Annotated in this window: 21 protein-coding genes; 11 read left to right on the forward strand and 10 right to left on the reverse strand. The window is 58.1% G+C overall.

Features of this window, described 5'->3' with window-relative positions; genetic code table 11:
* Positions 1–2: 2 nt before the first annotated feature.
* A complete protein-coding gene (gyrA, locus tag QP908_RS07605) occupies positions 3–2,558 on the reverse strand; it encodes a DNA gyrase subunit A (protein ID WP_239269555.1) in 2,556 nt (851 codons plus the stop codon).
* 78 nt (positions 2,559–2,636) lie between these two features.
* Between gyrA and QP908_RS07610 the strand changes: the two genes are divergently transcribed.
* The 4 genes from QP908_RS07610 to QP908_RS07625 are packed head-to-tail and all read left to right on the forward strand — an operon-like array spanning position 2,637 to position 5,121.
* Complete coding sequence (locus QP908_RS07610) at positions 2,637–2,858, forward strand: hypothetical protein (RefSeq protein ID WP_005280480.1); 222 nt, start codon at positions 2,637–2,639, stop codon at positions 2,856–2,858.
* Complete coding sequence (locus tag QP908_RS07615) at positions 2,855–3,112, forward strand: cell filamentation protein Fic (RefSeq protein ID WP_239269556.1); 258 nt, start codon at positions 2,855–2,857, stop codon at positions 3,110–3,112. The genes QP908_RS07610 and QP908_RS07615 overlap by 4 nt, the downstream gene beginning before the upstream one ends.
* A gap of 11 nt (positions 3,113–3,123) precedes the next feature.
* On the forward strand, positions 3,124–3,561 hold the full coding sequence (locus QP908_RS07620; RefSeq protein ID WP_239269557.1) for a DUF6918 family protein: 438 nt from the start codon (positions 3,124–3,126) through the stop codon (positions 3,559–3,561).
* A 60-nt stretch (positions 3,562–3,621) separates the two neighbouring features.
* Positions 3,622–5,121, forward strand: a complete 1,500-nt coding sequence (locus tag QP908_RS07625; protein ID WP_284772013.1) for an MFS transporter — start codon at positions 3,622–3,624, stop codon at positions 5,119–5,121.
* A 96-nt stretch (positions 5,122–5,217) separates the two neighbouring features.
* Here the strand turns inward: QP908_RS07625 and gyrB are convergent, their stop codons facing one another.
* The 5 genes from gyrB to dnaA all read right to left on the reverse strand — a co-directional run bounded on the left by gyrB (position 5,218) and on the right by dnaA (position 12,710).
* Positions 5,218–7,287 carry a DNA topoisomerase (ATP-hydrolyzing) subunit B gene (gene gyrB, locus QP908_RS07630; RefSeq protein ID WP_239269559.1) on the reverse strand — a complete coding sequence of 690 codons (2,070 nt, stop codon included), beginning with the start codon at positions 7,285–7,287 and terminating at the stop codon, positions 5,218–5,220.
* Between the two features lie 168 nt (positions 7,288–7,455).
* The gene (locus tag QP908_RS07635; protein WP_239269560.1) at positions 7,456–8,025 is read right to left on the reverse strand and encodes a DciA family protein; all 570 of its coding nucleotides are present in this window, start codon (positions 8,023–8,025) and stop codon (positions 7,456–7,458) included.
* Positions 8,022–9,212 carry a DNA replication/repair protein RecF gene (recF, locus tag QP908_RS07640; protein WP_239269561.1) on the reverse strand — a complete coding sequence of 397 codons (1,191 nt, stop codon included), beginning with the start codon at positions 9,210–9,212 and terminating at the stop codon, positions 8,022–8,024. The genes QP908_RS07635 and recF overlap by 4 nt, the downstream gene beginning before the upstream one ends.
* Positions 9,212–10,393 carry a DNA polymerase III subunit beta gene (dnaN, locus tag QP908_RS07645; protein ID WP_239275422.1) on the reverse strand — a complete coding sequence of 394 codons (1,182 nt, stop codon included), beginning with the start codon at positions 10,391–10,393 and terminating at the stop codon, positions 9,212–9,214. Before dnaN ends, recF begins: the two co-directional genes overlap by 1 nt.
* Before the next feature lie 619 nt (positions 10,394–11,012).
* Positions 11,013–12,710 carry a chromosomal replication initiator protein DnaA gene (dnaA, locus tag QP908_RS07650; RefSeq protein ID WP_284772014.1) on the reverse strand — a complete coding sequence of 566 codons (1,698 nt, stop codon included), beginning with the start codon at positions 12,708–12,710 and terminating at the stop codon, positions 11,013–11,015.
* Positions 12,711–13,382: 672 nt separating this feature from the next.
* Between dnaA and rpmH the strand changes: the two genes are divergently transcribed.
* Genes rpmH through QP908_RS07685 form a run of 7 tightly spaced genes read left to right on the forward strand, consistent with a single transcriptional unit; the run spans position 13,383 to position 17,715 of the window.
* Entirely contained in the window at positions 13,383–13,526 is a 144-nt protein-coding gene (gene rpmH / locus QP908_RS07655; RefSeq protein WP_005275994.1) for a 50S ribosomal protein L34, read from the forward strand.
* Between the two features lie 3 nt (positions 13,527–13,529).
* Complete coding sequence (gene rnpA, locus QP908_RS07660) at positions 13,530–13,910, forward strand: ribonuclease P protein component (protein WP_284772015.1); 381 nt, start codon at positions 13,530–13,532, stop codon at positions 13,908–13,910.
* Positions 13,898–14,179 (forward strand): membrane protein insertion efficiency factor YidD, encoded by a 282-nt coding sequence (gene yidD / locus QP908_RS07665; RefSeq protein ID WP_284772016.1) that lies wholly within the window; start codon positions 13,898–13,900, stop codon positions 14,177–14,179. Before rnpA ends, yidD begins: the two co-directional genes overlap by 13 nt.
* Before the next feature lie 13 nt (positions 14,180–14,192).
* A complete protein-coding gene (gene yidC / locus QP908_RS07670; protein ID WP_284772017.1) occupies positions 14,193–15,176 on the forward strand; it encodes a membrane protein insertase YidC in 984 nt (327 codons plus the stop codon).
* A 33-nt stretch (positions 15,177–15,209) separates the two neighbouring features.
* On the forward strand, positions 15,210–15,809 hold the full coding sequence (rsmG, locus tag QP908_RS07675; protein ID WP_239269625.1) for a 16S rRNA (guanine(527)-N(7))-methyltransferase RsmG: 600 nt from the start codon (positions 15,210–15,212) through the stop codon (positions 15,807–15,809).
* Between the two features lie 10 nt (positions 15,810–15,819).
* Complete coding sequence (locus QP908_RS07680; RefSeq protein WP_239269566.1) at positions 15,820–16,668, forward strand: ParA family protein; 849 nt, start codon at positions 15,820–15,822, stop codon at positions 16,666–16,668.
* A gap of 6 nt (positions 16,669–16,674) precedes the next feature.
* Positions 16,675–17,715: a ParB/RepB/Spo0J family partition protein gene (locus tag QP908_RS07685; protein ID WP_239269567.1), complete on the forward strand. Its 1,041-nt coding sequence runs from the start codon at positions 16,675–16,677 to the stop codon at positions 17,713–17,715.
* A gap of 75 nt (positions 17,716–17,790) precedes the next feature.
* On the opposite strand, the gene QP908_RS07690 is transcribed toward QP908_RS07685, so the two are convergent.
* The 4 genes from QP908_RS07690 to trxB form a co-directional block, all read right to left on the reverse strand.
* Complete coding sequence (locus tag QP908_RS07690; protein ID WP_284772018.1) at positions 17,791–19,152, reverse strand: MFS transporter; 1,362 nt, start codon at positions 19,150–19,152, stop codon at positions 17,791–17,793.
* A gap of 101 nt (positions 19,153–19,253) precedes the next feature.
* The gene (locus tag QP908_RS07695; RefSeq protein WP_034653713.1) at positions 19,254–20,435 is read right to left on the reverse strand and encodes an N-acetylmuramoyl-L-alanine amidase; all 1,182 of its coding nucleotides are present in this window, start codon (positions 20,433–20,435) and stop codon (positions 19,254–19,256) included.
* An 83-nt stretch (positions 20,436–20,518) separates the two neighbouring features.
* On the reverse strand, positions 20,519–20,842 hold the full coding sequence (gene trxA, locus QP908_RS07700; RefSeq protein WP_023029766.1) for a thioredoxin: 324 nt from the start codon (positions 20,840–20,842) through the stop codon (positions 20,519–20,521).
* A gap of 7 nt (positions 20,843–20,849) precedes the next feature.
* Positions 20,850–21,776, reverse strand: coding sequence for a thioredoxin-disulfide reductase (gene trxB / locus QP908_RS07705; RefSeq protein WP_005275966.1), 927 nt, complete (start codon positions 21,774–21,776; stop codon positions 20,850–20,852).
* Between the last annotated feature and the right edge of the window lie 128 nt (positions 21,777–21,904).

Consider the following 21,904-nt stretch of genomic DNA (forward strand, 5'->3'; position numbering starts at 1 on the left):
TCCTACTCCTCGTCCTTGGAGGCATCGCTTACCTTGTGGTGCTCTTGCTGGACCTCATCGACGGTCTTTTCGCCCTTGGCCACAGCCTGCGCGTCTTCCTCACCATCTTCTTCAACATTGCGGTCGATGGCAAGCAATTCGACGTCATCGGCAAGGTCAACCAGGCGCACGCCCATCGTGGCGCGCGAGGACGGACGAATCTGGTTTACTTCGGTGCGAATAACCCCACCGGCGGAGGTAATGGCGAAGATTTCATCGTCCTTGTCAATGGAAATGGCACCAATGAGCTTGCCGCGCTTCGGAGTGTACTTGAAGGTCATGACACCCAAGCCACCGCGGCCCTGCGGGGTGTATTCCTCAATGGCGGTGCGCTTGCCGTAACCACCCGAGGTAGCAACGAGTAGGAACTCGCCGTCGTGGACGACGGACATCGCCAGCAGCTGGTCATCGCCGCGGAAGCGCATGCCCTTCACGCCGGCGGTAGCGCGGCCCATGGGGCGCAGCTGGTCGTCATCGGCAGTAAAGCGAATGGCTTGGCCCTGCTCAGAGGTCAGCAGGATGTCATCGCCCTCAGAAACGAGCTGGGCGCCAATGAGCGCATCGCCCTCGTTCAGATTGATGGCGATAAGGCCTGCGGAACGAGCGGACTCGTAATCGGTCAGGCGCGATTTCTTCACGCGGCCCTGCTGGGTGGCCAGGACCAGGTATGGCGCATCCTCGTAGGACTGGATCTGAATGACCTGGGCAATCTTTTCCTCCGGCTGGAATTCCAGCAGGTTGGCCACGTGCTGGCCGCGGGCGGCGCGGCCGCTCTCTGGCAGCTCGTAGGCCTTCAGGCGGTAGACGCGGCCAAAGTTGGTAAAGAACAGGATCCAGTCGTGCGTGGAGCAGACGAAGAAGTTCTTCACAATGTCATCTTGCTTGAGCTCCGCACCGCGCACGCCCTTGCCGCCGCGCTTTTGTGACTTATAGGTATCGACCTTGGTGCGCTTGGCATAACCCGTGGCGGTAATGGTGACCACGACGTTTTCGCGGGCAATGAGGTCTTCATCGGTGACCTCGCCGGAGGCAGGCAGGATCTCGGTGCGGCGCTCATCGCCGTACTTTTCGACGATCGCCTCCAGCTCATCGTGGACGATCTGGCGCTGGCGTTCCTCGTGGGCGAGGATGTGCTTGAGGTCGGCGATCTCCTCTTCGATTTCTGCCAATTCATCGACGATCTTTTGGCGCTCCAGGGCAGCCAGGCGGCGCAGCTGCATCGCCAGGATGGCATCGGCCTGGATATCGTCGACATCGAGAAGTTCCTTCAATCCCTCGCGCGCCTCATCAACGGTGGGCGAACGACGGATCAGGGCGATGACCTCATCCAACATATCCAGCGCCTTGACCAAGCCACGCAAGATGTGCGCGCGCTTTTCCGCCTCATCCAGGCGGTACTGGGTACGGCGAACGATGACCTCGATCTGGTGCGCAACATAATTGCTCAGCATCTGATCCAGGCGCAGGGTGCGCGGCACGCCATCGACGATGGAGAGCATATTCGCACCGAAGGAGGTCTGCAGCTGGGAGTGCTTGTACAGGTTATTGAGCACCACGCGGGCGACGGCGTCGCGCTTCAGGGTCACAACAATGCGCATGCCCACGCGGTCAGAGGACTCATCTTCGATCTTGGAAATACCGGCGATCTTGCCGTTGGCTACGGACTCCGCGATATTGGAGATGAGGTTATCGGGGTTGACCTGGAACGGCAGCTCCGTAATCACGATGGTCTGCCGGGAACCGGATTCCTCGATGGAGGTCACACCGCGCATGCGGATGGAGCCGCGGCCGGTGGTATATGCATCCTTGATGCCCTGATCGCCCACGATGAGGCCGGCGGTGGGAAAATCCGGGCCCTTCACGCGTTCCATGCAGGCCGCGAGCGCGGCATCCTCGTCTGCGTCCGGGTTCTCCAGCAGCCAGTAAATGGCCGAGGCCAACTCATTGAGGTTATGCGGCGGGATATTGGTGGCCATGCCCACGGCAATGCCGCCGGAACCATTCATCAAAAGGTTAGGCACGCGGGACGGCAGGACGTCCGGCTCGCTGGTCTTGCCATCATAGTTGGGCGAGAAATCCACGGTATTTTCGCGGATATCGCGGACCATTTCCATGGCCAACGGGGTGAGCTTGCACTCGGTATAACGCATTGCGGCGGGGCCGTCGTTACCGCGGGAACCGAAGTTACCCTGGCCATCGACAAGCGGGTAGCGCATATTCCAAGACTGCGCCAAGCGCACCAAGGTGTCATAGATGGCCGAGTCACCGTGCGGGTGGAATTGACCCATGGTGTCAGAGACCGGGCGCGCGGACTTCACATATCCGCGCTCGGGGCGGTAACCCGAATCGAACATGGCGTAGAGAATGCGGCGGTGCACTGGTTTTAGGCCATCGCGCACCTCAGGCAGCGCGCGGCCCACAATGACGGACATGGCGTAGTCGATATAGCTCGACTCCATCTCCTCATTAATGTCAATGGGAAAAATCCGATCAAAAAGATCGTCGTTACTGTCACTCATAAGGCCAAATTCTACCTTCTCCGGGCTTTATCGGCCTTATTTGCCGCACCGGTGGTATCACTGTGGTATCACTGGGGCATGGCAATGACATTGCGGCTTACCGCAGAACAAGATCACGCCCTTACCCTCTTGGCCTCCGCGCAGGGAACCTCCAAGCACGAGGCGGTGGTGCGTGCCATCGTGGCGGCGGCCTCGCGCACGCTTGCCGATGCCCACGTGCAAGCCACCGCCCGCGAGCTCCTCCCCGGCCGCGCGGATCTAGAGGCCGAAATTCGCAGGGCGCGAAAGACACACGCATGAGCCCCGAACAGCTGTACCTATTGGCCCAAGAATTTTGCGCCCGCTTTAATCTCCGCATCATCAACTATTCCGCCTTAGTGTCTGCCGCCGCTGCCAGCACCGCGCGCCTAGAGGGCATCGCCATCCACGGCGATGAGCGGCAGGCCGCTCGAGCTATGGCGGAGGTTTTGGAAAAGGTGCCAGCGTTAAACGCTGGAAATCAGACCTTCGCGCAGTACTGTGCCCGCGTCTATATGGCCACTAAATTCGCGTAAAGTATGGCACCATGTCTCACCTTTCTACCTTGATGCACGGATCCACCCGCACCGAGTTCATCGCCGAATGCGGGGATCTCGTTGAAAAAGTCGCCTCCGCCAAATCCGGCATTTCCGGCATAGCCATTAAAGGCGGATTGGCGGCCGCCAAAAAAGCCGATGCCAATGTCGTCCCCAAGGCGCTGGAACGGATCCTGCCGGATGTCCTCGATGCCCTGGATCCACGGTGGCAAGACTTTGCGGAAAGCGGGAAGGATGATTTCGGCGCCTTCCTTGAACCGCACCAGGAAGAGGTCAGCGATGAGATTATGAACATCGCAGATAAGCACGTGGAAAAGGTAAACTCCGCCGCACTGCGCAAACCCTATAATTCCCTGCGCGGCAAGGCCACCAAGATCTTAAGCCCGGAAGTTCCTGCATTCGGCCGCGTCGTGCAAAAGCACATGTAAATAATTAATTTCCACCGGTTTTCCTGCGGTTGAAGGTTATCTGGACTGCGGAGTATAAGTGTGGAAGTGACTTTTTCCCCACATCATAAATCGTCGACATCAGAAGCAAACCGTACCGATTACCCCGCCGGCCAAGACCCCGCCCGCTGGCGGGTTCTTATTATTGTGCTGGTCACGGTGTTCATGTCACTGATTAGTGTGTCCATCGTGAACGTGGCACTGCCGTCGATCCAGTCTGGGCTTGGTGCCACGGATTCGGATGTGCAATGGGTGCTGTCTGGTTATGCGCTTACCTTCGGCGTGGTCCTCGTCGCCGCTGGGCGCGCCGGCGATCTCGTGGGGCGCGGGGGCATCTTCCTGCTCGGCATCGCCGTCTACACCATCAGCGCCGCCGTGGCGGGTTTCGCGCCGAATGCGCATTCTCTGAACATCGCGCGCTTTGTCCAGGGTGTTGGTGCCGGATTACTGAACCCCCAAGGCGTGGGAATGATTCAGCAATACTTCCGCGGGGAAGAACGCGGCCGCGCCTTCGGATACTTTGGCGCCACCGTGGGAATCGCCGTGGCCATCGGCCCGGTATTGGGCGGCTTCCTCATTAAGCTCGGTGGTCCTGACCACGGGTGGCGGCTGACCATGCTGGTCAACGCGCCTATCGGCCTGCTAGCCATCATCTTGGGCCTCATGTGGTTCCCACGCCCGCTGTTTTCCCGCGTCCGCGATGCCGCGGGCAATAAGCTGGGCATCTTCAAGGCACTGGCCACCCTGGATCCCATCGGCGCGCTCATCCTCGGCGCCGCGGTATGGTGCATCCTCTTCCCCTTCATGGACTCAACCGGCTCCCCGGCCGTGTGGTGGCTGCTTCTGGCGGGTGCCGTCCTCATTGGCGTGTGGGTGCTGTGGGAGCGCCACCACAAGGCCACCGGCCACCCGCCGATGGTGGATCTCAATATCTTTGCCACCTCGAGCTTCCGCAACGGCACCATCATCGCCACGTTGTGGTTTATGGGTATTACCAGCATCTGGGTGCTCGTTGCGTTGTATTTCCAAAATGGCCTGGGCTACTCCGCCCTAGCGGCCGGCTCGGTGGGCATTCCGTCCGCTCTCCTCAACTCCATTACCGCTACCATCGCGGGCCGCAAGATCTCGCGCTACGGGCGCATGGTGGTCATCATCGGCATGCTGACCACAATCTTTGGCCTCATCGCCACGGTGGCATTCGTCTGGGGAACCACGCACTGGGGAATGAGCGAATGGTGGCTCATCCTCTCCTTGGCATTCATCGGGCTTGGCCAAGGTGCCGTGGTCTCCCCTAACCAAACCCTGACCTTGGCGCAGGTACCAGACAACTACGCCGGTTCCTCCGGCGCAGTCCTACAAACCGGACAGCGCATCGGCACCGCCATCGGCCTGGCGGTCATTACCGCCATCGTCTTTGCCGTGCTCCAAAGCACCTCCGGAGATTGGCCCGTATCCATCATGACCGGCTTTGGCGTCATCATCGCCGTCTGCCTAGTGTCCTTGAGCTTTGGTTTTGCGGATCAGCGCGCTTCCCGCAGCTAATACCTCGCCCCATAGTTAAAGCCCACCGTGGAATTATCCACGGTGGGCTCTAGCTTTTTGCCTAGCCCCTGCACGCAGAAGGGCTAAGCCAACGGTTTAGATATCCAGGAAGCGGACATCCTTCGCGCGGCGGGTAATAAAGGAGCGGCGGGCGGCCACGTCATCACCCATGAGGATGGAAAACAGCTCATCGGCGCGCTGTGCGTCTTCCAGGTCCACGCGGCGCAACAGGCGCGTGGAGGGATCCAGGGTGGTCTCCCAGAGCTCGGAGGCGTTCATCTCGCCCAAGCCCTTGTAGCGCTGGATGCCGTCATCCTTGTTGATCTTACGGTTGTGCTCCAGGCCTTCCGCCAGCAGCTTATCGCGCTCGTCATCAGAGAAGGCGTAGCCCGGCGTGCCCTTGGACCACTTCAGCTTGTAGAGCGGCGGGTTAGCTAGGTACACGTGGCCATCCTCAACCAACTGCGGCATAAAGCGGAAGAGCAGGGTCAACAGCAGCGTGGCGATGTGCTGGCCGTCCACGTCGGCATCGGCCATCAGCACGATCTTGTCGTACCGCAGCTTCTTGATATCGAATTCCTCGTGGATGCCAGTACCCAACGCGGTGATGATGGCTTGGACCTCGGCATTTTTTAAGACCTTATCCATGCGGGCCTTTTCCACGTTCAGGATCTTGCCGCGCAAGGGCAAGATGGCCTGGAACATAGAGTCACGGCCGGCCTTCGCGGAACCGCCCGCGGAGTCACCCTCCACGATATAAAGCTCCGAACTCCGCGGATCCTTAGAACGGCAATCCGCAAGCTTGCCGGGCAGTCCACCCAGATCGGTGGCGGACTTGCGGCGCACCATCTCGCGCGCCTTACGCGCTGCCATGCGGGCATGCGCCGAGGAGACGGCCTTATTGATAATGGCCTTTGCCTCTGCCGGGTTGGCATCAAACCAGTCATTGACGTACTCGTTGACCGAGCGCTGCACAAAGCCTTTGATCTCGGAGTTGCCCAGCTTGGTCTTGGTCTGACCCTCGAACTGCGGGTCGCCCACCTTGACCGAAATAACGGCGGCCAAGCCTTCGCGGCAGTCATCGCCGGAAAGGTTGCCGTCCTTGTCCTTGATGAGCTTGTGCTCCTTGGCATAGCGGTTCATCAAGGAGGTCAGGGCTGCGCGGAAGCCCTCTTCGTGCGTGCCGCCCTCGTGGGTATTGATGGTATTGGCAAAGGTGTGCACGGACTGCTTATAGCCCTGGTTCCACTGCAAGGCCACCTCAACCTCGTGGTCCTCGCCTTTTGCCTCGAAGGACACGATGGTGGGGTGAATGGCGCTCTTGGACTTATTGAGGAATTTTACGTAGTCCGTCAGGCCCTCCGGATAGTGAAAGGTGATCTTCTTGCGGCGCTTCTTATCGGCCTTGGTGACGTTCTTGGAATCGGCTTCCTCGTTAAAGGTATCGCCGGCATCGGGGACATCATCAAAGGAGGTCTCATCCGCGCTCGCCTCACCGGATTCCGCATCCGCGATTTCCTCGAGCTCGATCTGCTCTTGAGTCACGCGTTCATCAATCAGCTCGATGGTCAGGCCCTTGTTCAGGAAGGCCATCTCCTGCAGGCGGCGCGCAATGGTGTCGTAGTCGAACTCGGTGGTTTCAAAGATCTCCGGGTCCGCCCAGAAGCGAATCTTGGTACCCGTGCCACGGGCGTTGCCGCCTTCTACAAGGTCATCCGGGATGGCGTTCTGGAAGTTTTGGTACCAGTGCTTGCCCTCACGCTTGATCTCCGCCTCCACGCGGGTGGACAGGGCGTTGACCACGGAAATGCCGACGCCGTGCAAGCCGCCGGAAACGGCATAGGAATCGGAGTCGAATTTACCGCCGGCGTGCAGCTGCGTCATGACCACCTGGACGGTCGGCGCACCGGAGGCGTGCATCTCCACCGGGATGCCGCGGCCATTATCGATGACCTCGACGCCGCCGTCTTCCAAGAGCTTGACGGTAACCTTGTCCGCGAAGCCTGCCATGGCCTCATCGACGGAGTTATCGACGATCTCCCAGATAAGGTGGTGCAAACCGCGCGATCCGGTAGAACCGATGTACATACCGGGGCGCTTGCGGACGGCCTCTAGACCTTCCAGGATCGTAATTGATCCAGCATCATATGCGTGTTCTTCAGCCACGGATTCGTGCTCTCCTTTTGGCTATAGCTAATTCTAAGACTTTCACTATTCTACACGCATACCCCCTACTGAATGACACCCCACACCGGCCAGAGGTAGCTATGTGGCGCGCTCTGTGGTTATTTATCTTTTAAAGGGCAGAGCTAACCTGCGCCTATCAGCCACTTATCAGCCGTAGGTATCTTGCGATCCCTGAGGTTTCACCCACTGCCGCCCCTCGTAATTGCGCTGCTGCCGCGGGCCGTGGATCCGCAGCTCAGCGATGACATCGGGGCCGAGCCGGTCCGCAATTTTGCGCAGGATTTCCCGCTGCAGGTAGCGCAGTTCCGTCGCCCAAGTGGAGTTATCGCAGGAAATATAGACGATCTTGTCCTTGATTTTTTGCGGCTGCGTATGGGCGGCAATGCGCTCACCCACCAGGTTTTCCCAATTTCCCATGACCCAGCCGTGCGCTAATTCATGCTCCCAGCCGCGGTGAGAAATCTCCTTTTTAATCTGTGCGCCCAGGCTCGGCACGTCGATCTGTCGCCGCGGCCTCCTGCCATCGGCGCCGGTAGGCCTACCCACCTGGTAGCCGCGATAGTTCTGCTGTTGGGCATCCGCCAAGGAGGGAACCGGCATCTTCGGCACCGGGCGCGTAAGTTTTGGCGGGTTCTTCGAGGTAGAGCGCACCAAGCGGAAGTATTGGGTGACGGGATCCGTGCGCTGCGTGCCGGTTTCCCCTTCTTCCTCACTCATGCTTCTTCCTCGCTATCCTCTCCTGCGGTGGCTTCCGTGTGCAGGGTGGAAATGCGCCCCTGGTCCGTATCTTCCACTCCTACCCGGTAACGCACGATGGGCTCTAGGTTATCCGGTAAGTCCTCATCCACCGCGGCGGTAATTAGCACCTGTTCTGCCGTGGCGGCGAGGTAAACCAGCTGAGTGCGGCGCTTGGCATCGAGCTCGGCAAAGACATCATCCAAGATGAGGACCGGATCGGATCCCCCATCCTCTCGCAGGAGCTCAAACTCCGCCAGGCGCAGGGCGATGGCATAAGACCAGGTTTCGCCGTGGCTGGCAAAACCCTTGGCCGGCTGATCCCCCAGGTGGAGCACGAGATCATCGCGGTGCGGGCCCACCAGAGAGATGCCGCGCTCGATCTCGCGCTGCCGGGCAGTGGCCAGCTCGGTCAGCATGACGGCCTCCAGCACCTCGCGGTCAGAGGTATCAATGGTGGATTTATACTCCACGTGCGCAGGCCGCGACTCCGGTGCGAGGCCGGCATAGGCGGCGGGAATGTGGTCCAAGAGGGCATCGACAAGCGCAAGGCGCGCCGCAATGACCTGTGCGCCTAAGCGCGCGAGCTGGGCATCCCACGTATCCAGCGTGGACAGGGCCGATGCGCCGTCGCTATCGCCGTAGCCGCGCCGCAAGCTTGCCGATGCCGACTTCAACAATGCATTGCGCTGCTTTAATACCTTGTCATAATCCGCCTTAACCCCAGCTAAGCGCGGGGTGCGCGAGGCGATGATGCTATCGAGATACGCGCGGCGCCCCGCGGGCTCACCGCGCACCAAGGCCAAATCTTCAGGGGAAAACAGCACCGTTTTCACCACGCCGAGCAGCTCGCGCGGGCTGCGCAACCTCGTGCGGTTAATCTGCGCCTGGTTGGCGGCATGGGGTTTTATCAGCAGGTGGGTGGTTAATTCGCGCCCCTGGTTCACGGCAGTAAGGGACACCCGCGCGCTCTGCGCGCCCTGGCGCACCAGCGGCGAATCATGGGAGACGCGGTGGGAAGACAGGTGGGCGGTATAGCCCACGGCTTCCACGATATTGGTCTTGCCAAAGCCATTGCGGCCCACAAACAGAGTGATCCCCGGGCCCAGCTCAAGCTTTAGTTCGGGCCATGAGCGAAAATCCCGAACATCGAGATCCCGTATAAACATTAACCTGGCAGGCGAACCGGCATTAAGAGGTAGGTGAAATTGGTCTGCGGCGTAGGGAAATTGCCATCCTCATCGGCTTCCGGCAGCTCTTCTGGCTCCGGGATCATGATGGCGGGGCGGGAAGGCTCCGTGAATCCGAAGACCACGCGGTCGGTGTTGATGACCGCTAGGCCGTCCTTCAGATAGCCCGGGTTGAAGGCGATGAGGAATTCATCGCGGCCGTGGAATGCGCATGGCAGGGTCTCGGTGGCATTACCGGCATCGGCGCCGGCGGACAGGGTGACCTGGCCATCGGCAAATTCCATGCGGATCTGCGCATTGCGGTCCGTCAGCAGGGAAACGCGACGAATGGCTTCTTGCAGCGGTGCCACCTCAACCGAGGCAATATTCGTGTGCGACTTGGGAAGCAAGGGCTGGACGTTTGGGAAGTCCGCATCCAGCATGCGCGTGGTGGTTTCGCGGTTATCCGCGTGCAGGCCAAAGAGGCCATCGGCGCCGATATTATCGCCGGAGCCCACCGCGATCTCGATGGGAATATTCAAATGCGGATCCAGGCTGCGCCCGGTATCTTGCAGGGTCTTTGCCGGGACTAGGAGCTTAGCCTCAACGTCCTCAGCCGCTGGCTCCCACTCCAGGGTGCGCATGGCCAAGCGGAAGCGGTCCGTAGCCGTCATCTCAATATCCTTGCCGTGGATATCCATGTGCACGCCAGTGAGCATGGGCAAGGTGTCATCCTTGCCGGCTGCGGATGCTACCTGCTGGATGGCCTCTGCGAAGAGCTGCGGCTGGATCGTGCCGGTGACCTCAGGCAATACCGGCAATTGCGGGTAATCATCGAGCGGGATAAGCGGTAGCTCGAAGCGGGAGGAACCACAGGCAACCAAAGCCTTGGAATCTACCTGGGAGATCTCCACTTCCTTATTGGGCAAGGTAGCCACGATATCGGAAAGCAACTTACCGGCAACAGCGATCTGGCCGGGCTCATCCACCATGCCGGCGATGCGCACCTTGGTAGAAACCTCGTAATCAAAGCCGGTGAACTCTAAGCCGTTGTCATCAGCGGTGATGAGCATCGCGCGCAGCACCGGCTGGGTGACCTTGGAAGGCAGGCTGCGGGCAACCCACGCTACGGCGTTGGCAAGGTCATCTTTGGCAACGCGAAATGACACGGCTTCATCCATGGTGCGAAGAGCTCCTCTTTGGCGGGGTAGGAATGTGTAACTTTCAAAAGCTGGCTTCCAACTTACCGCATCCGGTGAGCCTTGTAATTTTCCCTCCGCCCGTCCGAGCCAGCGCCGCGTGCTCGGCGCCGGGCACAATTCCACACATCCCCTTTCTACTTACAAGATCAGAGAAATAATTTAGTAGTAGTAATAAGCGTTGTGGGATCTGTGATCAACGGGGTAAATGACAAGTTCAGCGCGGCGATCCGGGGTGTGCCAATTCTTGTGATCTTGCTGTGATCAACCGGCCCGGAGTGTGGATAAATTGGCGGGTCATCGTTTTATCCACAGCCTGTACTAGTTTTCCACGGATCTGCACACAGTGCTGATCACAGGGGCGTCTGTGCTGGATAGGGCCTGTGGAATTTAAAACTGTGAGCAAAATCTACAAATTACATCCGTGAAATTACACAGGTGTGGATAACTCTGTGGATAGCTGTTCATACGGTCTTTACAGGGACATAACCGCAGGTAGGCGGTGGTGGAAGGTGGAGGGCACCGGGAAGCGCGGCGCCTGCTTACAAAAATGGCGCCTTCCTGTTATTTAAGGAAGACGCCACCGAGTGGTTCGTTTGATCTAGGCGCGACCGCGATTCTTGATGCGCTGGGTCAGGGACTGAATCTCGTCGTAGGTATTGCGCTTTTCCGTCATCTCTTTGCGGATCTTGCGATCGGCATAGATCACCGTGGTGTGGTCCTTGCCGCCGAATTGCTCGCCAATCTTGGGCAGCGATAGCTCGGTCAATTCGCGGCAGAGGTACATCGCCAGCTGGCGGGCATGAGCCACCGCGCGCTTCTTACCAGCACCGCGCAGGGTTTCTACATCAATATCGAAGTATTCCGCGGTGACCTCCATGATGGAGGCCGCGGTAATTTGCCTGTCAGCAGAATCCGGCGCGAGATCGCGCAATGCAATTTCTGCCATTTCCACGTTGATCGGCTCATTGACCAGGGAGGAGTAGGCGGAGACGCGAATGAGCGCGCCCTCGAGCTCGCGAATGGAAGACTCGAAGCGCGAGGCGATGAGCTCTAGGACGGAGCGATCCACCTCAGTGCCATCGGCGGCGGCCTTCTTCATCAAAATGGCAATGCGGGTTTCCAGATCAGGCGGTTGAATATCCGTAATCAGCCCGCCCTCAAAGCGCGTGCGCAGGCGGTCTTCCAGCGTGGTGAGCTGTTTTGGCGGGCGGTCCGAGGACAAAATGATCTGTTTATTGGCCTGGTGCAGCGCATTGAAAGTGTGGAAGAACTCCTCCTGCGTGGATTCCTTGCCCTCTAAGAACTGGATGTCATCCACCATCAAAATATCGAGGTTGCGGTAGCGCCGCTTGAAGGATTCCTGGCGGTCATCGCGCAAGGAATTAATATAATCATTCGTAAATTCTTCCGAGGACACGTACTTCACGCGCAGTCCCGGGTGTAGCACCTGTGCGTAGTTGCCGGCGGCATGCAAAAGGTGCGTTTTGCCCAGTCCAGAACCACCCCAAATAAATAGCGGGTTATAGGCGCGGGCGGGATTTTCCGCCACCGCCACCGCCGCACCATTGGCAAAACGATTCGATGAACCGATGACGAAGCTTTCAAAAGTGTGCTTCGGGTTCAGCGAGGTCTCCCGGTTGGGATCGTGCGCCGGGGCCTCGCGCGGAATGCGCGCGGCATTCGCAGATCCGCCAAAATCCGGTTGCTGGCGGTTATAGTCCTGCTGGCTGTAGTGCTCCGCCAATTCATCCAGGCTTGCCGGGGCATGGCTGGACCGCCAATTAGGCGGGGTCTGACCTGCGGTGGGGTTGTTATTTCCGCGGGCTGCCGCCGCATCCGTTTGCTGGGGGCGGGAGACGTAATTGTGCGCGGAGGAAGAATCGGTCTGCGCCGGTGGCATGTGCTGTGCCGGCGGGTTGGGTTGGGAGGAAGGAGCCTGCGTGCTTGCCGATGCCCCTCCTGGTGCCGGCTGCGAATTCGATGGGTCAGCCGGCGGTTGTGGTTCTTGCGGGGTAGCCAAAGTGACGGCGAAGGAACACGGGCGGCCGAGGTGGCGGGTAAGAGCCTTGGAAATATATCCGCCGAGCTCATTTTCTACGACTTCTTTGGCGTTGACATTTTCCGCTGCGACCAGCGTGTAGCCTTCCACCATCATGATCGGGCGAACCAGCTGCAGGTAGAGCCGTTGCGTATGCGAAAAGCTCGGGACCTCAGAGTTGGGCTGCTCGGATTGCGCGAGCAGATCATCGACGATCGCGCGCCAGACAGCTTCTAGGTTCGCTTGTGGTTCAGTCACAACGGGCTACCTTCAATAATTCTCTCGGGGACGGGTGGACAGTAAATAACAAATTCCACGGTGGATTCCACCGCGGTTTTCACAGTGGTTTTTATCGAGTCACCTCGATCTCCACAGAGTTATCCACAGGTGTGGAAGAAATAGTTATTCACAGCTTAGTGCATGGCTGTGGATAACTTGTGATAGGCCACTTTATGGTCTTGTACTGCGGAAACGCTAAAACTCTCAAGTGGTTATTTAGAGTTATCCACAACGGTGCACGTGCTGTGGAATTCGATTCCTTAGTTCTACCGCCGCAAAGGTGGGTGTGTCTAACGGAAGATTTATACTTAAAATGCAGGCGGCTATAGACCATTGCGGCGCGAAGGATTAGCCGCAGCATGAGCGCCAAAACTGGCCTTCTAGCTGCAGGAAAAAACACTTATGTAATTTCGGGTGTACCCGAGTGTCGATTTGTTTCCAGCGGTTTAAATCACGTAATCTGGCATGGTCTATTGCAACAGAGAGTTGCGCGTGAACAGGACAGCGTCACTTCGCATTGGCTGGGCTACCAAAGCTCGCCGAGCATTTGGATAACAGTGACGCGTCAGGTTCATGGAATCCATTCATCAGTGGATATGCTCCCGTTTTGTGGCGGCAGTATGTCCACGTACAACTTCAAGGAGAATTGACGTGGCAAAGGGTAAGCGCACGTTCCAGCCGAACAACCGTCGCCGTGCACGTAAGCACGGTTTCCGCACTCGCATGAGCACCCGCTCCGGTCGTGCAATTGTGGCCGCTCGCCGCAAGAAGGGCCGCGCAAAGCTGTCCGCATAAGTTATGCTGCCAGCCCACCACAAGCTCACATCGCCGCCGCAATTTCGGCGGACGATGAAGGGCAGTCGCCGGCAGGGCACTCGCACCGTCGTCGTGCATGCGCGCGATACCATGAGTGCGAATTCCACTGGCACCATGGGCAATCCGGCCGAGATCGCGGCCACCGGGCCGCGATTCGGCCTCATTGTTTCTAAAGCCGTCGGGAATGCAGTGGTACGCCACCGCACCTCCCGGCGGCTTCGCCATGTGTGCATGACACTTATCCCCAAGCTCCCAGCGGGCGTGGATGTCGTGGTTCGTGCGCTACCTGCAAGCGCGACTGCTACCAGTGAGCAATTAGAAAAAGATATTACTAAGGCGCTGCGCAAGCAATGGGATATTTAAATACCCGTGGGGAAGAAATTCCTGCAGCCTCTGGACTGGCCACACCGTTGGTTAAAGCGGTTCGTTTCTACCAAAAACATGTCTCGGGCCTTAAGATGGTATCAACCTGTCGGTTCGAACCGACATGCAGTGCTTATGCTTTAGAGGCGTTGTCCAGACATGGCGCGCTTAAAGGTACGGCGATGGCAATGGCTAGGGTGTGCAAATGTGGGCCCTGGCATCCGGGCGGATTCGATCCAGTCCCGGTACCGGTCACCAACAACAACTGAGGATTAAACACTCGTGCTTAATTTCATTTACTGGCCAATTTCGGCCGTTTTATGGTTCTGGCACTGGCTGCTATCCCTCGTAATGGATCCCGCATGGGGCATTACGTGGATTTTGGCCATCGTGCTGCTGACCTGGACGCTGAAGGCGCTCATGGTCAAGCCCACCGTGAGCCAGATTCGATCTTCACGCAAGATGCAGGAAATCCAGCCCAAAGTGCAGGAAATCCGCGCGAAGTACGGCAACGATCAGGCTCGCGCCGCGCAGGAAATGCAGAAGGTCTATAAGGAATCTGGCGTTCGCCCGATGGCCGGCTGCCTTCCGGTCTTGGTGCAGATTCCAATGTTCATTGGTCTTTTCCACGTGCTGCGCTCTTTCGACCGCACGGTGTCTGTAGCCGGCGGCTTTGGACACCCCAGCGGCGAGCCGATGTCCATTGAGGACAATGCCAATACTGCGAACTACATCTTTAAACCGGAGCTCGTCCAGCAATTCTTGGATGCCAAGATCTTTGGCGTTCCGCTGGTGACGAACCTGCGCCTGAACTCGCCCTTGGTGGAAGGCGTTACCACCACCACCCAAGCGGCGTTCATTATTGTGCCGATGATTGCCGTCATTGTGGTGCTGATGCACTTCAACGCGCGCATGAGCCTGAACCGCCAAGAAAAGCGCCGCGCCCAGGGTAAGACCTCGGCTCCGCAGGGTCAGAATGCGGAAATGATGCAGCAGCAGATGGCCATGATGTCCAAGATGATGCTGTGGGTCATGCCCGCAATGCTGATCTTCTCCGGCTTCATCTGGCCCATCGGTTTGCTGTTCTACATGCTGTCCAACACCGTGTGGACCTTCTTCCAGACCCGCATCATCTACGGCAAGATGGACCGCGAAGAAGAAGAGGAAGAGGCCGCTAAGATTGAGGCCAAGCGCACCACCGCTCCAAAGCCAGGCGCTCGCAAGAAAGATAACCGCACCAAGAAACAGCGGAAGAACGACAATTAAACAGCTACTGAGGAGATTCTCATAGTGTCCGAGATGGACCCGTCTGCAGTATTTGGCTCTCGCCTGCCGCTCGCGCAGGAATACCACGATTCGCTCGCTACAGACGGGTCCACTCGTGGTTTTATCGGCCCGCGCGAGGTACCGCGGCTGTGGGAGCGCCACATCTTAAACTGCGCCGTCATTGAACAAGTCATTCCGGAAGGCACCACGGTTATCGATGTCGGCTCTGGTGCCGGGCTGCCCGGCATCCCGCTGGCCATCGCCCGCCCCGATCTGCATATCACGCTCATTGAGCCGCTTTTAAAGCGCTATAACTACCTCAACGAGGTGACCGAAAAGCTGGGGCTAGATAATGTCACCGTGTTGCGAGGGCGCGCGGAAGAAGGCCCCATTAAAAAGGCAGTGGTCGGCGCGGATGTGGTGACCTCCCGCGCAGTAGCACCCCTGGGAAGGCTGGCAAAGTGGTCTCTTCCCTTGGTGCGTAAGGGCGGGGAAATGATCGCGCTGAAGGGTTCTTCTGTACACGAAGAACTAGAGCGCGATGCCGCGGATATTCAGAAAGCCGGCGGCGGAAAAGCCGAGGTCACGACCGTTCACGGAACCACGATTATCCGTGTCCCGCGCGTGAACTAAAGTAGACGGCATGACTAATCCGCGCCTTATCACCATTGCCAACCAGAAGGGCGGCGTAGGTAAAACCACCTCCGCCGCTAACTTGGCCGCAGCCCTTGCTACTGAAGGCAAGAAGGTATTGGTCATTGACCTTGACCCCCAGGGAAACGCATCGACCGCCATGGGCGCGGAACATAGCTCAGGGACTGATTCCAGCTATGAATTGCTCTTGGGTGATTGCACTGCGGAAAAGGCCATGCAGGCTTCCCCGCACAATTCCAACCTTTATTGCATCCCCGCGACTATCGATCTCGCCGGCGCGGAAATTGAGATGGTCTCTCTCGTGCGCCGCGAGTTTCGGCTTTACGATGCCCTGCATAAAGGGTTCCTAGAAGATCACGGCTTTGAATACGTCTTTATCGATTGCCCGCCATCTTTGGGCTTGCTGACGATCAATGCCATGACGTGTGCGGAAGAAGTCATCATTCCTATCCAGTGCGAGTACTACGCACTGGAGGGCGTGGGCCAGTTACTGGGCAATATCACGATGATTCGCGAGCACCTCAATGAAGATCTCCATATCTCTGCGGTGCTCCTTACCATGTATGATGCACGTACGCGTTTGGCTGAGGATGTGGCCGATAACGTTCGTGAGCAATTTGGCGCCGTTGTCATGGGCAATGTCATCCCGCGTTCCGTGCGCGTCTCAGAGGCACCTGGTTACGGGACCACGGTGATTGATTACGCCCCTTCATCCACGGGTGCACGGGCGTATCTCGCCGCGGCTCGCGAGCTCAACAGGCGCGGTGATTATCGCCCGCATCCCACTACGGGGGCGATTGGCGTGAGCCCCGAAATTTATGCGGAATTGGAAGGATAGGATTTCATGGCAGAACAAAAGCAAGGTGGCCTAGGCAAAGGCTTGGCCGCTCTCATCCCGTCCGGCCCCGACGCGCCCACCCGCAAGCCACGGCTGGGTGATTCCGCCGCAGATATTATCTTGGGAAATTCCACGGGCAATAGCGAGCGTAAGGCACGCGGTGAGAAGCGCGTGAAGGGCGCTCCCACCATCCAACAAGGCTCTGGGTCCAAGTCCTCCAAGAAGCGGCAAGCTACGCCGGCAGCAATCGGGGCGACCTACCGCGAGATTTCCGTGGGGGAAATCGTCCCGAACCCCAAGCAGCCGCGTACCGTTTTTGATGAGGATGAGCTCAGCGAACTGGTTCATTCCATCCGCGAATTCGGCCTCCTGCAGCCGGTCGTCGTCCGCCCCTCCGAGGAGGGCGGATTTGAGCTCATCATGGGTGAGCGTCGTTGGCGCGCCTCCTCCAAGGCTGGTTTGGCCACCATCCCTGCCATCGTGCGCGATACCAAAGATGACAACCTGCTGCGCGATGCCCTGCTGGAAAACATTCACCGCGTCCAGCTCAACCCTTTGGAAGAGGCACACGCCTATCAGCAGCTTTTGGAAGAGTTCGGCGTTACCCAGAACGAACTAGCGGACCGCATTGGCCGCTCCCGCCCGCAGGTGACCAACATGCTCCGCCTGTTGCGGTTGCCTGTGGAAGTGCAAAAGCGAGTCGCCGCAGGCACCCTCTCGGCTGGTCACGCCCGCGCTATCTTGGGCCTCGATGACAAGGAAGCGATGGACTACATCGCGGACCGGGTTATTTCGGAAGGCCTGTCCGTGCGCGCCACCGAGGAAGCCGTGACGCTGTATAAGCGCGACGGGAAGCCTGCGGAGAATAAGAAGAAGTCTCAGGTACCGCAGCCGCAATTTTTCACCGACTCGGCTGAGCGCCTCTCAGATCGCTTCGATACTAAGGTCACCGTGACCATGGGTAAGCGCAAGGGCAAGATGGTCGTAGAATTTGGCGACCAAGAAGACTTCGAGCGCATCATGGCGCTGATGGAGCGGGATAAATAACTGGCTCCTGCGGCAGGTTCCCCAGGTACCTGCCGAGTTCCCATCGTTAGTGCCCTCCTCTTCAGAGCGAGGGCACTATTTTTTAGAAAAGATGAAGTGGCCCTTGGCTTGTTCTTCCTCGTGTTCGGCGCCAAGCGGGATGCCCTTGCGCTCGCGCAGGAGTAGGGCTGCAATAAATCCGACGATGCTTGCGGAGACAAGATAGACGGATACCGCAAAGGTCGTGCCCGTTGCTTCTACCAACGCTGCGGCGATCATCGGGGCGAAGGCGCCGCCGAGGACGGAACCAATGGCATAAGTAATCGATACGCCCGAGGCACGGATGGATGCGGGGAAAAGCTCGGTATACATGGCAGATTGCGCACCGTAGGTTAACCCGAGTCCTACCGTCAGGAAGATGAGGGCGGCATAAAGCAATCCCAGGGACGCCGTATTTACCAGCGGGAAAAGGGCCGCTGCGCCGATTGCTTGAATGACAAATCCGATGAGATATGTCGCGCGGCGCCCGATGTAGTCCGATAACCAGCCGGCGAAAAGGGTAAAGATGAGCCACGTGAAGGCGGATAGGGTGACGGCATTGAGGACATCGCCACGCGCGAGCGAGACCGGGCCCTCGGGGTTGGTGGCGTAATTTTGGATATAGCCACCGGTGGTCATATAGCCCACGGTGCCATTGCCGGCAAAGACTAGGGCCGCGACGAGGACAAGCGGGAAATACCGCTTGAAAAGGATCCCAATGGGGTTTGCCGCCTCGCGTTTCTTATTATCCGAGATCTCTTGAAAGACCGGTGATTCATCTACGCCGACGCGGACGGCGTAACCGATGATCACGAGGACAAAGGAAAGCAAGAACGGCACGCGCCAACCCCACTCAAGGAAGGCATCCCCTGGCGCGATGATGTTCATGATGGACAGCACGCCAGAGGACATCAGCAGGCCGATGGGGACTCCGATCTGTGGCCCAGCGCCGAAGAGGCCGCGCTTATCGTTGGGAGCGTGCTCAACTGCAAGCAGTACCGCTGACCCCCACTCTCCCCCGGCAGAGATGCCTTGGATGATGCGGAGGAAAATCAACAGGACGGGAGCCCATACTCGCGCCGTATCGTAGGTAGGCAGGAGGCCAATCAGTGTGGTGGCCCCGCCCATGGCAAAAAGGGTGACCATGAGAACGAGGCGGCGGCCAAGGCGGTCACCAAAATGGCCCGCTAGGAACGCGCCAAGCGGGCGAAACAGGAAGGACAGGCCCACGGAGGCGAAGGAGACGATGCTGGCTACCCCGCCTTCTAGGGGGCCGAACATCACCTGGTTGAATACCAGGCCGGCAACTGCGGCATAGAGAAAGTAGTCATACCATTCAATCGCTGTTCCGATTGTGGTGGCAGCTACCACGCGGCGAGTTTCTTTTCTGGAAATTGGGGCGGAGGTTGTGCTGCCCATAATGAGAATCCATTCACTGTGTAGTAGTCAATAACTGGACTGATATTACACGGTGGCTACGCCACAAAAGAATGCCTGCGCCCCAAACCTAGCGTGGAGGGCTAAGCCTGCTCCGCCTGAAGAAGCTCGGAGAATTTGTAGGTGCCGGTAATGGCGGTGTCTTGCTCCATGAGGTACATGCGCTTGACGGCGATGACGATTGCTTCTGCAATATCGTCACGGCGCTTTGGGTTGGTCAGGATTTTGACGTCCTCAGGGTTGGTGAGATAACCTAAAAAGATCTGTACCACCGGCATTTGCGTCAGGCGCAAGAGATCCCAAGTGCGGCCATGGTTGGAACAGTCCTGGAGATCGGTGCGTGCCACTATTTCACGCTGGATGAAGCCGGAAAGGGTTTCACCAATGAGTGAGGAGTTTCCGGATTCGGACCCAAAGTAGAACGTGGCGACGCCATGGGCCTTTTCGTTGGGATAAGAATCGCACGCCAAAGAGATGACCATATCGGCATCAAAGGCATTGGCCAGCTCGGCACGTGATTGCACGTCCGCATCATCGGTGCGGGGGCGCGAAATAATGGTTTCCATGCCGGCGGCGATCATGCGGCCTTCGATGCGTTGGGTGAGATCCCAGAGGATTTCTTGCTCAGAAATATCACCAAAACGGCCCTTGACGGTGAAGCCGGAGTCCCGGCCGCTCAGTGCAGGGTCAATGACCACGCGCTTGCCAGCCAGTTTCGGCCCGGCATTGCGCACGCGCTCGCGTTCTACAATATTGTGCGCTGAACCGCCGGTGATGCGGCGGCCGAGCAAGCTGAGCGCGCGAATGGTCGCGGGCCCACACACGCCGTCTTCCTGTAGCCCGCAGTTGTGCTGGTATTCGGTGAGTGCAGCGTGGGTAGTGCGGCCAAAATGGCCATCGACGCGATCTTGATAAAACCCAAGCTCTTGTAGCTGTTGCTGCAATTGAGAGATGTCATCGCCCACCAACGCATTGGTGGGTTCGTAGCTCAATACGCGGCTGCCCAGGGTATAAGAGGCTTGGCGCAATTCGCGCAGGGTGAGATCGTCGATCTCTCCCGTTGGGAGGATGCCGCGAGACTGCTGGAATGCCTTGAGCACTTCAGCGAGATCGGCATCAAAGGTCTTATCAGTCTCGGAGTACTTCTGCTTTTTCCAGGCAGACAGTTCCCCCGTGAAATCTGATAAGAGGCCAAGGCGAGCCAAGGTGGCGCGAGCTTCAGCTACGCGCACACTTGAATCACCAACCCGAAGAACGCGATTCACGCCTTTCACCCCTTCCACGGCCCTAGGACTTTGGGCCGCATGGCAGATTTCCTACTCGTTAACTTTAGTAACAAGATTAACAGCTATAGCTGTTTTTTCACTTGCGCCACGATGTCATCTTTAGAACGCAGGCCGACGAACTCATCGACCTTCTCGCCATTGTTGAAAATCAATACATTTGGGATGGACATGATTTGGAACATGGCACCGAGGTTTCGTTCTTCATCGACGTTGACCTGGGCGATGGTGACCTCACCGTCGAGCTCATCTGCGACCTCTTCCAAGATCGGAGACAGCTTCTTGCATGGCCCGCACCATTCCGCCCAGAAGTCCACGACGACGGGTTTATCCGACTCGATAACATCAGAACGGAATGTTTCAGTGGTTACCTTTTTGACGTTACTCATACTGGATCTAACGGTTTGCAGCCAAGAATTGTTCCGCATCCATGGCAGCGCGGCAGCCAGATCCCGCGGCCGTGATGGCCTGCTGATAGTGATCATCTACCAAGTCACCGCAAGCGAAAACGCCAGGCAGCGAGGTCTTAGTGGAGGGCTGATCAACCTCAACGTAGCCGTTGTCGTTCAGCTTTACCTGGCCGTTGAGGAAGGACGAGCGCGGATCGTGGCCAATGGCAACGAACATGGCGGTCACATCCAAGGTGGAGGTTTCCCCAGTCTCAACGTCCTTGAGCTCTAGGCCGCCGACCTTGCCGTCATCTTCAAGCACGCGCTCGACAACCTTGTTGGTTTCCCACTTAATCTGCTCGTTCTCCTGGGCGCGGTCCAACATGATCTTGGAGGCGCGGAAGTTTTCGGAGCGGTTCACAATGGTGACAGACTCCGCGAACTTGGTCAGGAAGGTAGCTTCCTCCATGGCGGAATCGCCGCCGCCGATGACGGCGATATTGTGTCCCTTGAAGAAGAAACCATCGCACGTAGCGCAGGTGGAAACACCGCGGCCGGAGAGCTCTTCCTCGCCGGGAATGCCAAGGTGGCGCGGTGCGGCGCCGGTGGCGAGGATTACCGTGCGGGCTTCAAATACCTCATCGCCTACGTGGAGCTTTTTAATATCGCCCTCCAACTCGACGGAGTCGACGACTTCCATGCGCAGATCCGCGCCAAAGCGGATTGACTGTGCGCGCATTTCTTCCATGAGCTCTGGGCCCATGATGCCCTTTTGGAAGCCCGGGTAGTTCTCTACCTCGGTGGTGTTCATTAATTCGCCACCGTATTCAAATCCCTCAAATACAATGGGGCTGAGTTCAGCACGAGCGGCATAAAGCGCGGCGGTATAACCGGCAGGTCCGGAACCTACGATGGCAACATCGTGGACGGTCATTGCTAACTCCCTAAAATCACAGTGTCATTTTGCGTAACGTCAAGAGTCTACCCGCCAGATTGCGAATCGTTCATATTGCAAAGGCTCGCCGCAGCGAAATTGATGCAAGAATGATGCGATATCGAGAT

It is taken from the genome of Corynebacterium sp. MSK204 (genome assembly GCF_030229885.1).
GTDB lineage: Bacteria > Actinomycetota > Actinomycetes > Mycobacteriales > Mycobacteriaceae > Corynebacterium.

Excerpts from the sequence above, each read along its gene's own strand:
- gyrA (WP_239269555.1), bottom strand. The coding sequence starts at position 2,558 with ATGAGTGACAGTAACGACGATCTTTTTGATCGGATTTTTCCCATTGAC.
- QP908_RS07610 (WP_005280480.1), top strand. The coding sequence starts at position 2,637 with ATGGCAATGACATTGCGGCTTACCGCAGAACAAGATCACGCCCTTACC.
- QP908_RS07615 (WP_239269556.1), top strand. The coding sequence starts at position 2,855 with ATGAGCCCCGAACAGCTGTACCTATTGGCCCAAGAATTTTGCGCCCGC.
- QP908_RS07620 (WP_239269557.1), top strand. The coding sequence starts at position 3,124 with ATGTCTCACCTTTCTACCTTGATGCACGGATCCACCCGCACCGAGTTC.
- QP908_RS07635 (WP_239269560.1), bottom strand. The coding sequence starts at position 8,025 with ATGAGTGAGGAAGAAGGGGAAACCGGCACGCAGCGCACGGATCCCGTC.
- recF (WP_239269561.1), bottom strand. The coding sequence starts at position 9,212 with ATGTTTATACGGGATCTCGATGTTCGGGATTTTCGCTCATGGCCCGAA.
- dnaN (WP_239275422.1), bottom strand. The coding sequence starts at position 10,393 with ATGGATGAAGCCGTGTCATTTCGCGTTGCCAAAGATGACCTTGCCAAC.
- rnpA (WP_284772015.1), top strand. The coding sequence starts at position 13,530 with ATGCTGCCAGCCCACCACAAGCTCACATCGCCGCCGCAATTTCGGCGG.
- yidD (WP_284772016.1), top strand. The coding sequence starts at position 13,898 with ATGGGATATTTAAATACCCGTGGGGAAGAAATTCCTGCAGCCTCTGGA.
- rsmG (WP_239269625.1), top strand. The coding sequence starts at position 15,210 with ATGGACCCGTCTGCAGTATTTGGCTCTCGCCTGCCGCTCGCGCAGGAA.
- QP908_RS07680 (WP_239269566.1), top strand. The coding sequence starts at position 15,820 with ATGACTAATCCGCGCCTTATCACCATTGCCAACCAGAAGGGCGGCGTA.
- QP908_RS07685 (WP_239269567.1), top strand. The coding sequence starts at position 16,675 with ATGGCAGAACAAAAGCAAGGTGGCCTAGGCAAAGGCTTGGCCGCTCTC.
- QP908_RS07690 (WP_284772018.1), bottom strand. The coding sequence starts at position 19,152 with ATGGGCAGCACAACCTCCGCCCCAATTTCCAGAAAAGAAACTCGCCGC.
- trxA (WP_023029766.1), bottom strand. The coding sequence starts at position 20,842 with ATGAGTAACGTCAAAAAGGTAACCACTGAAACATTCCGTTCTGATGTT.
- trxB (WP_005275966.1), bottom strand. The coding sequence starts at position 21,776 with ATGACCGTCCACGATGTTGCCATCGTAGGTTCCGGACCTGCCGGTTAT.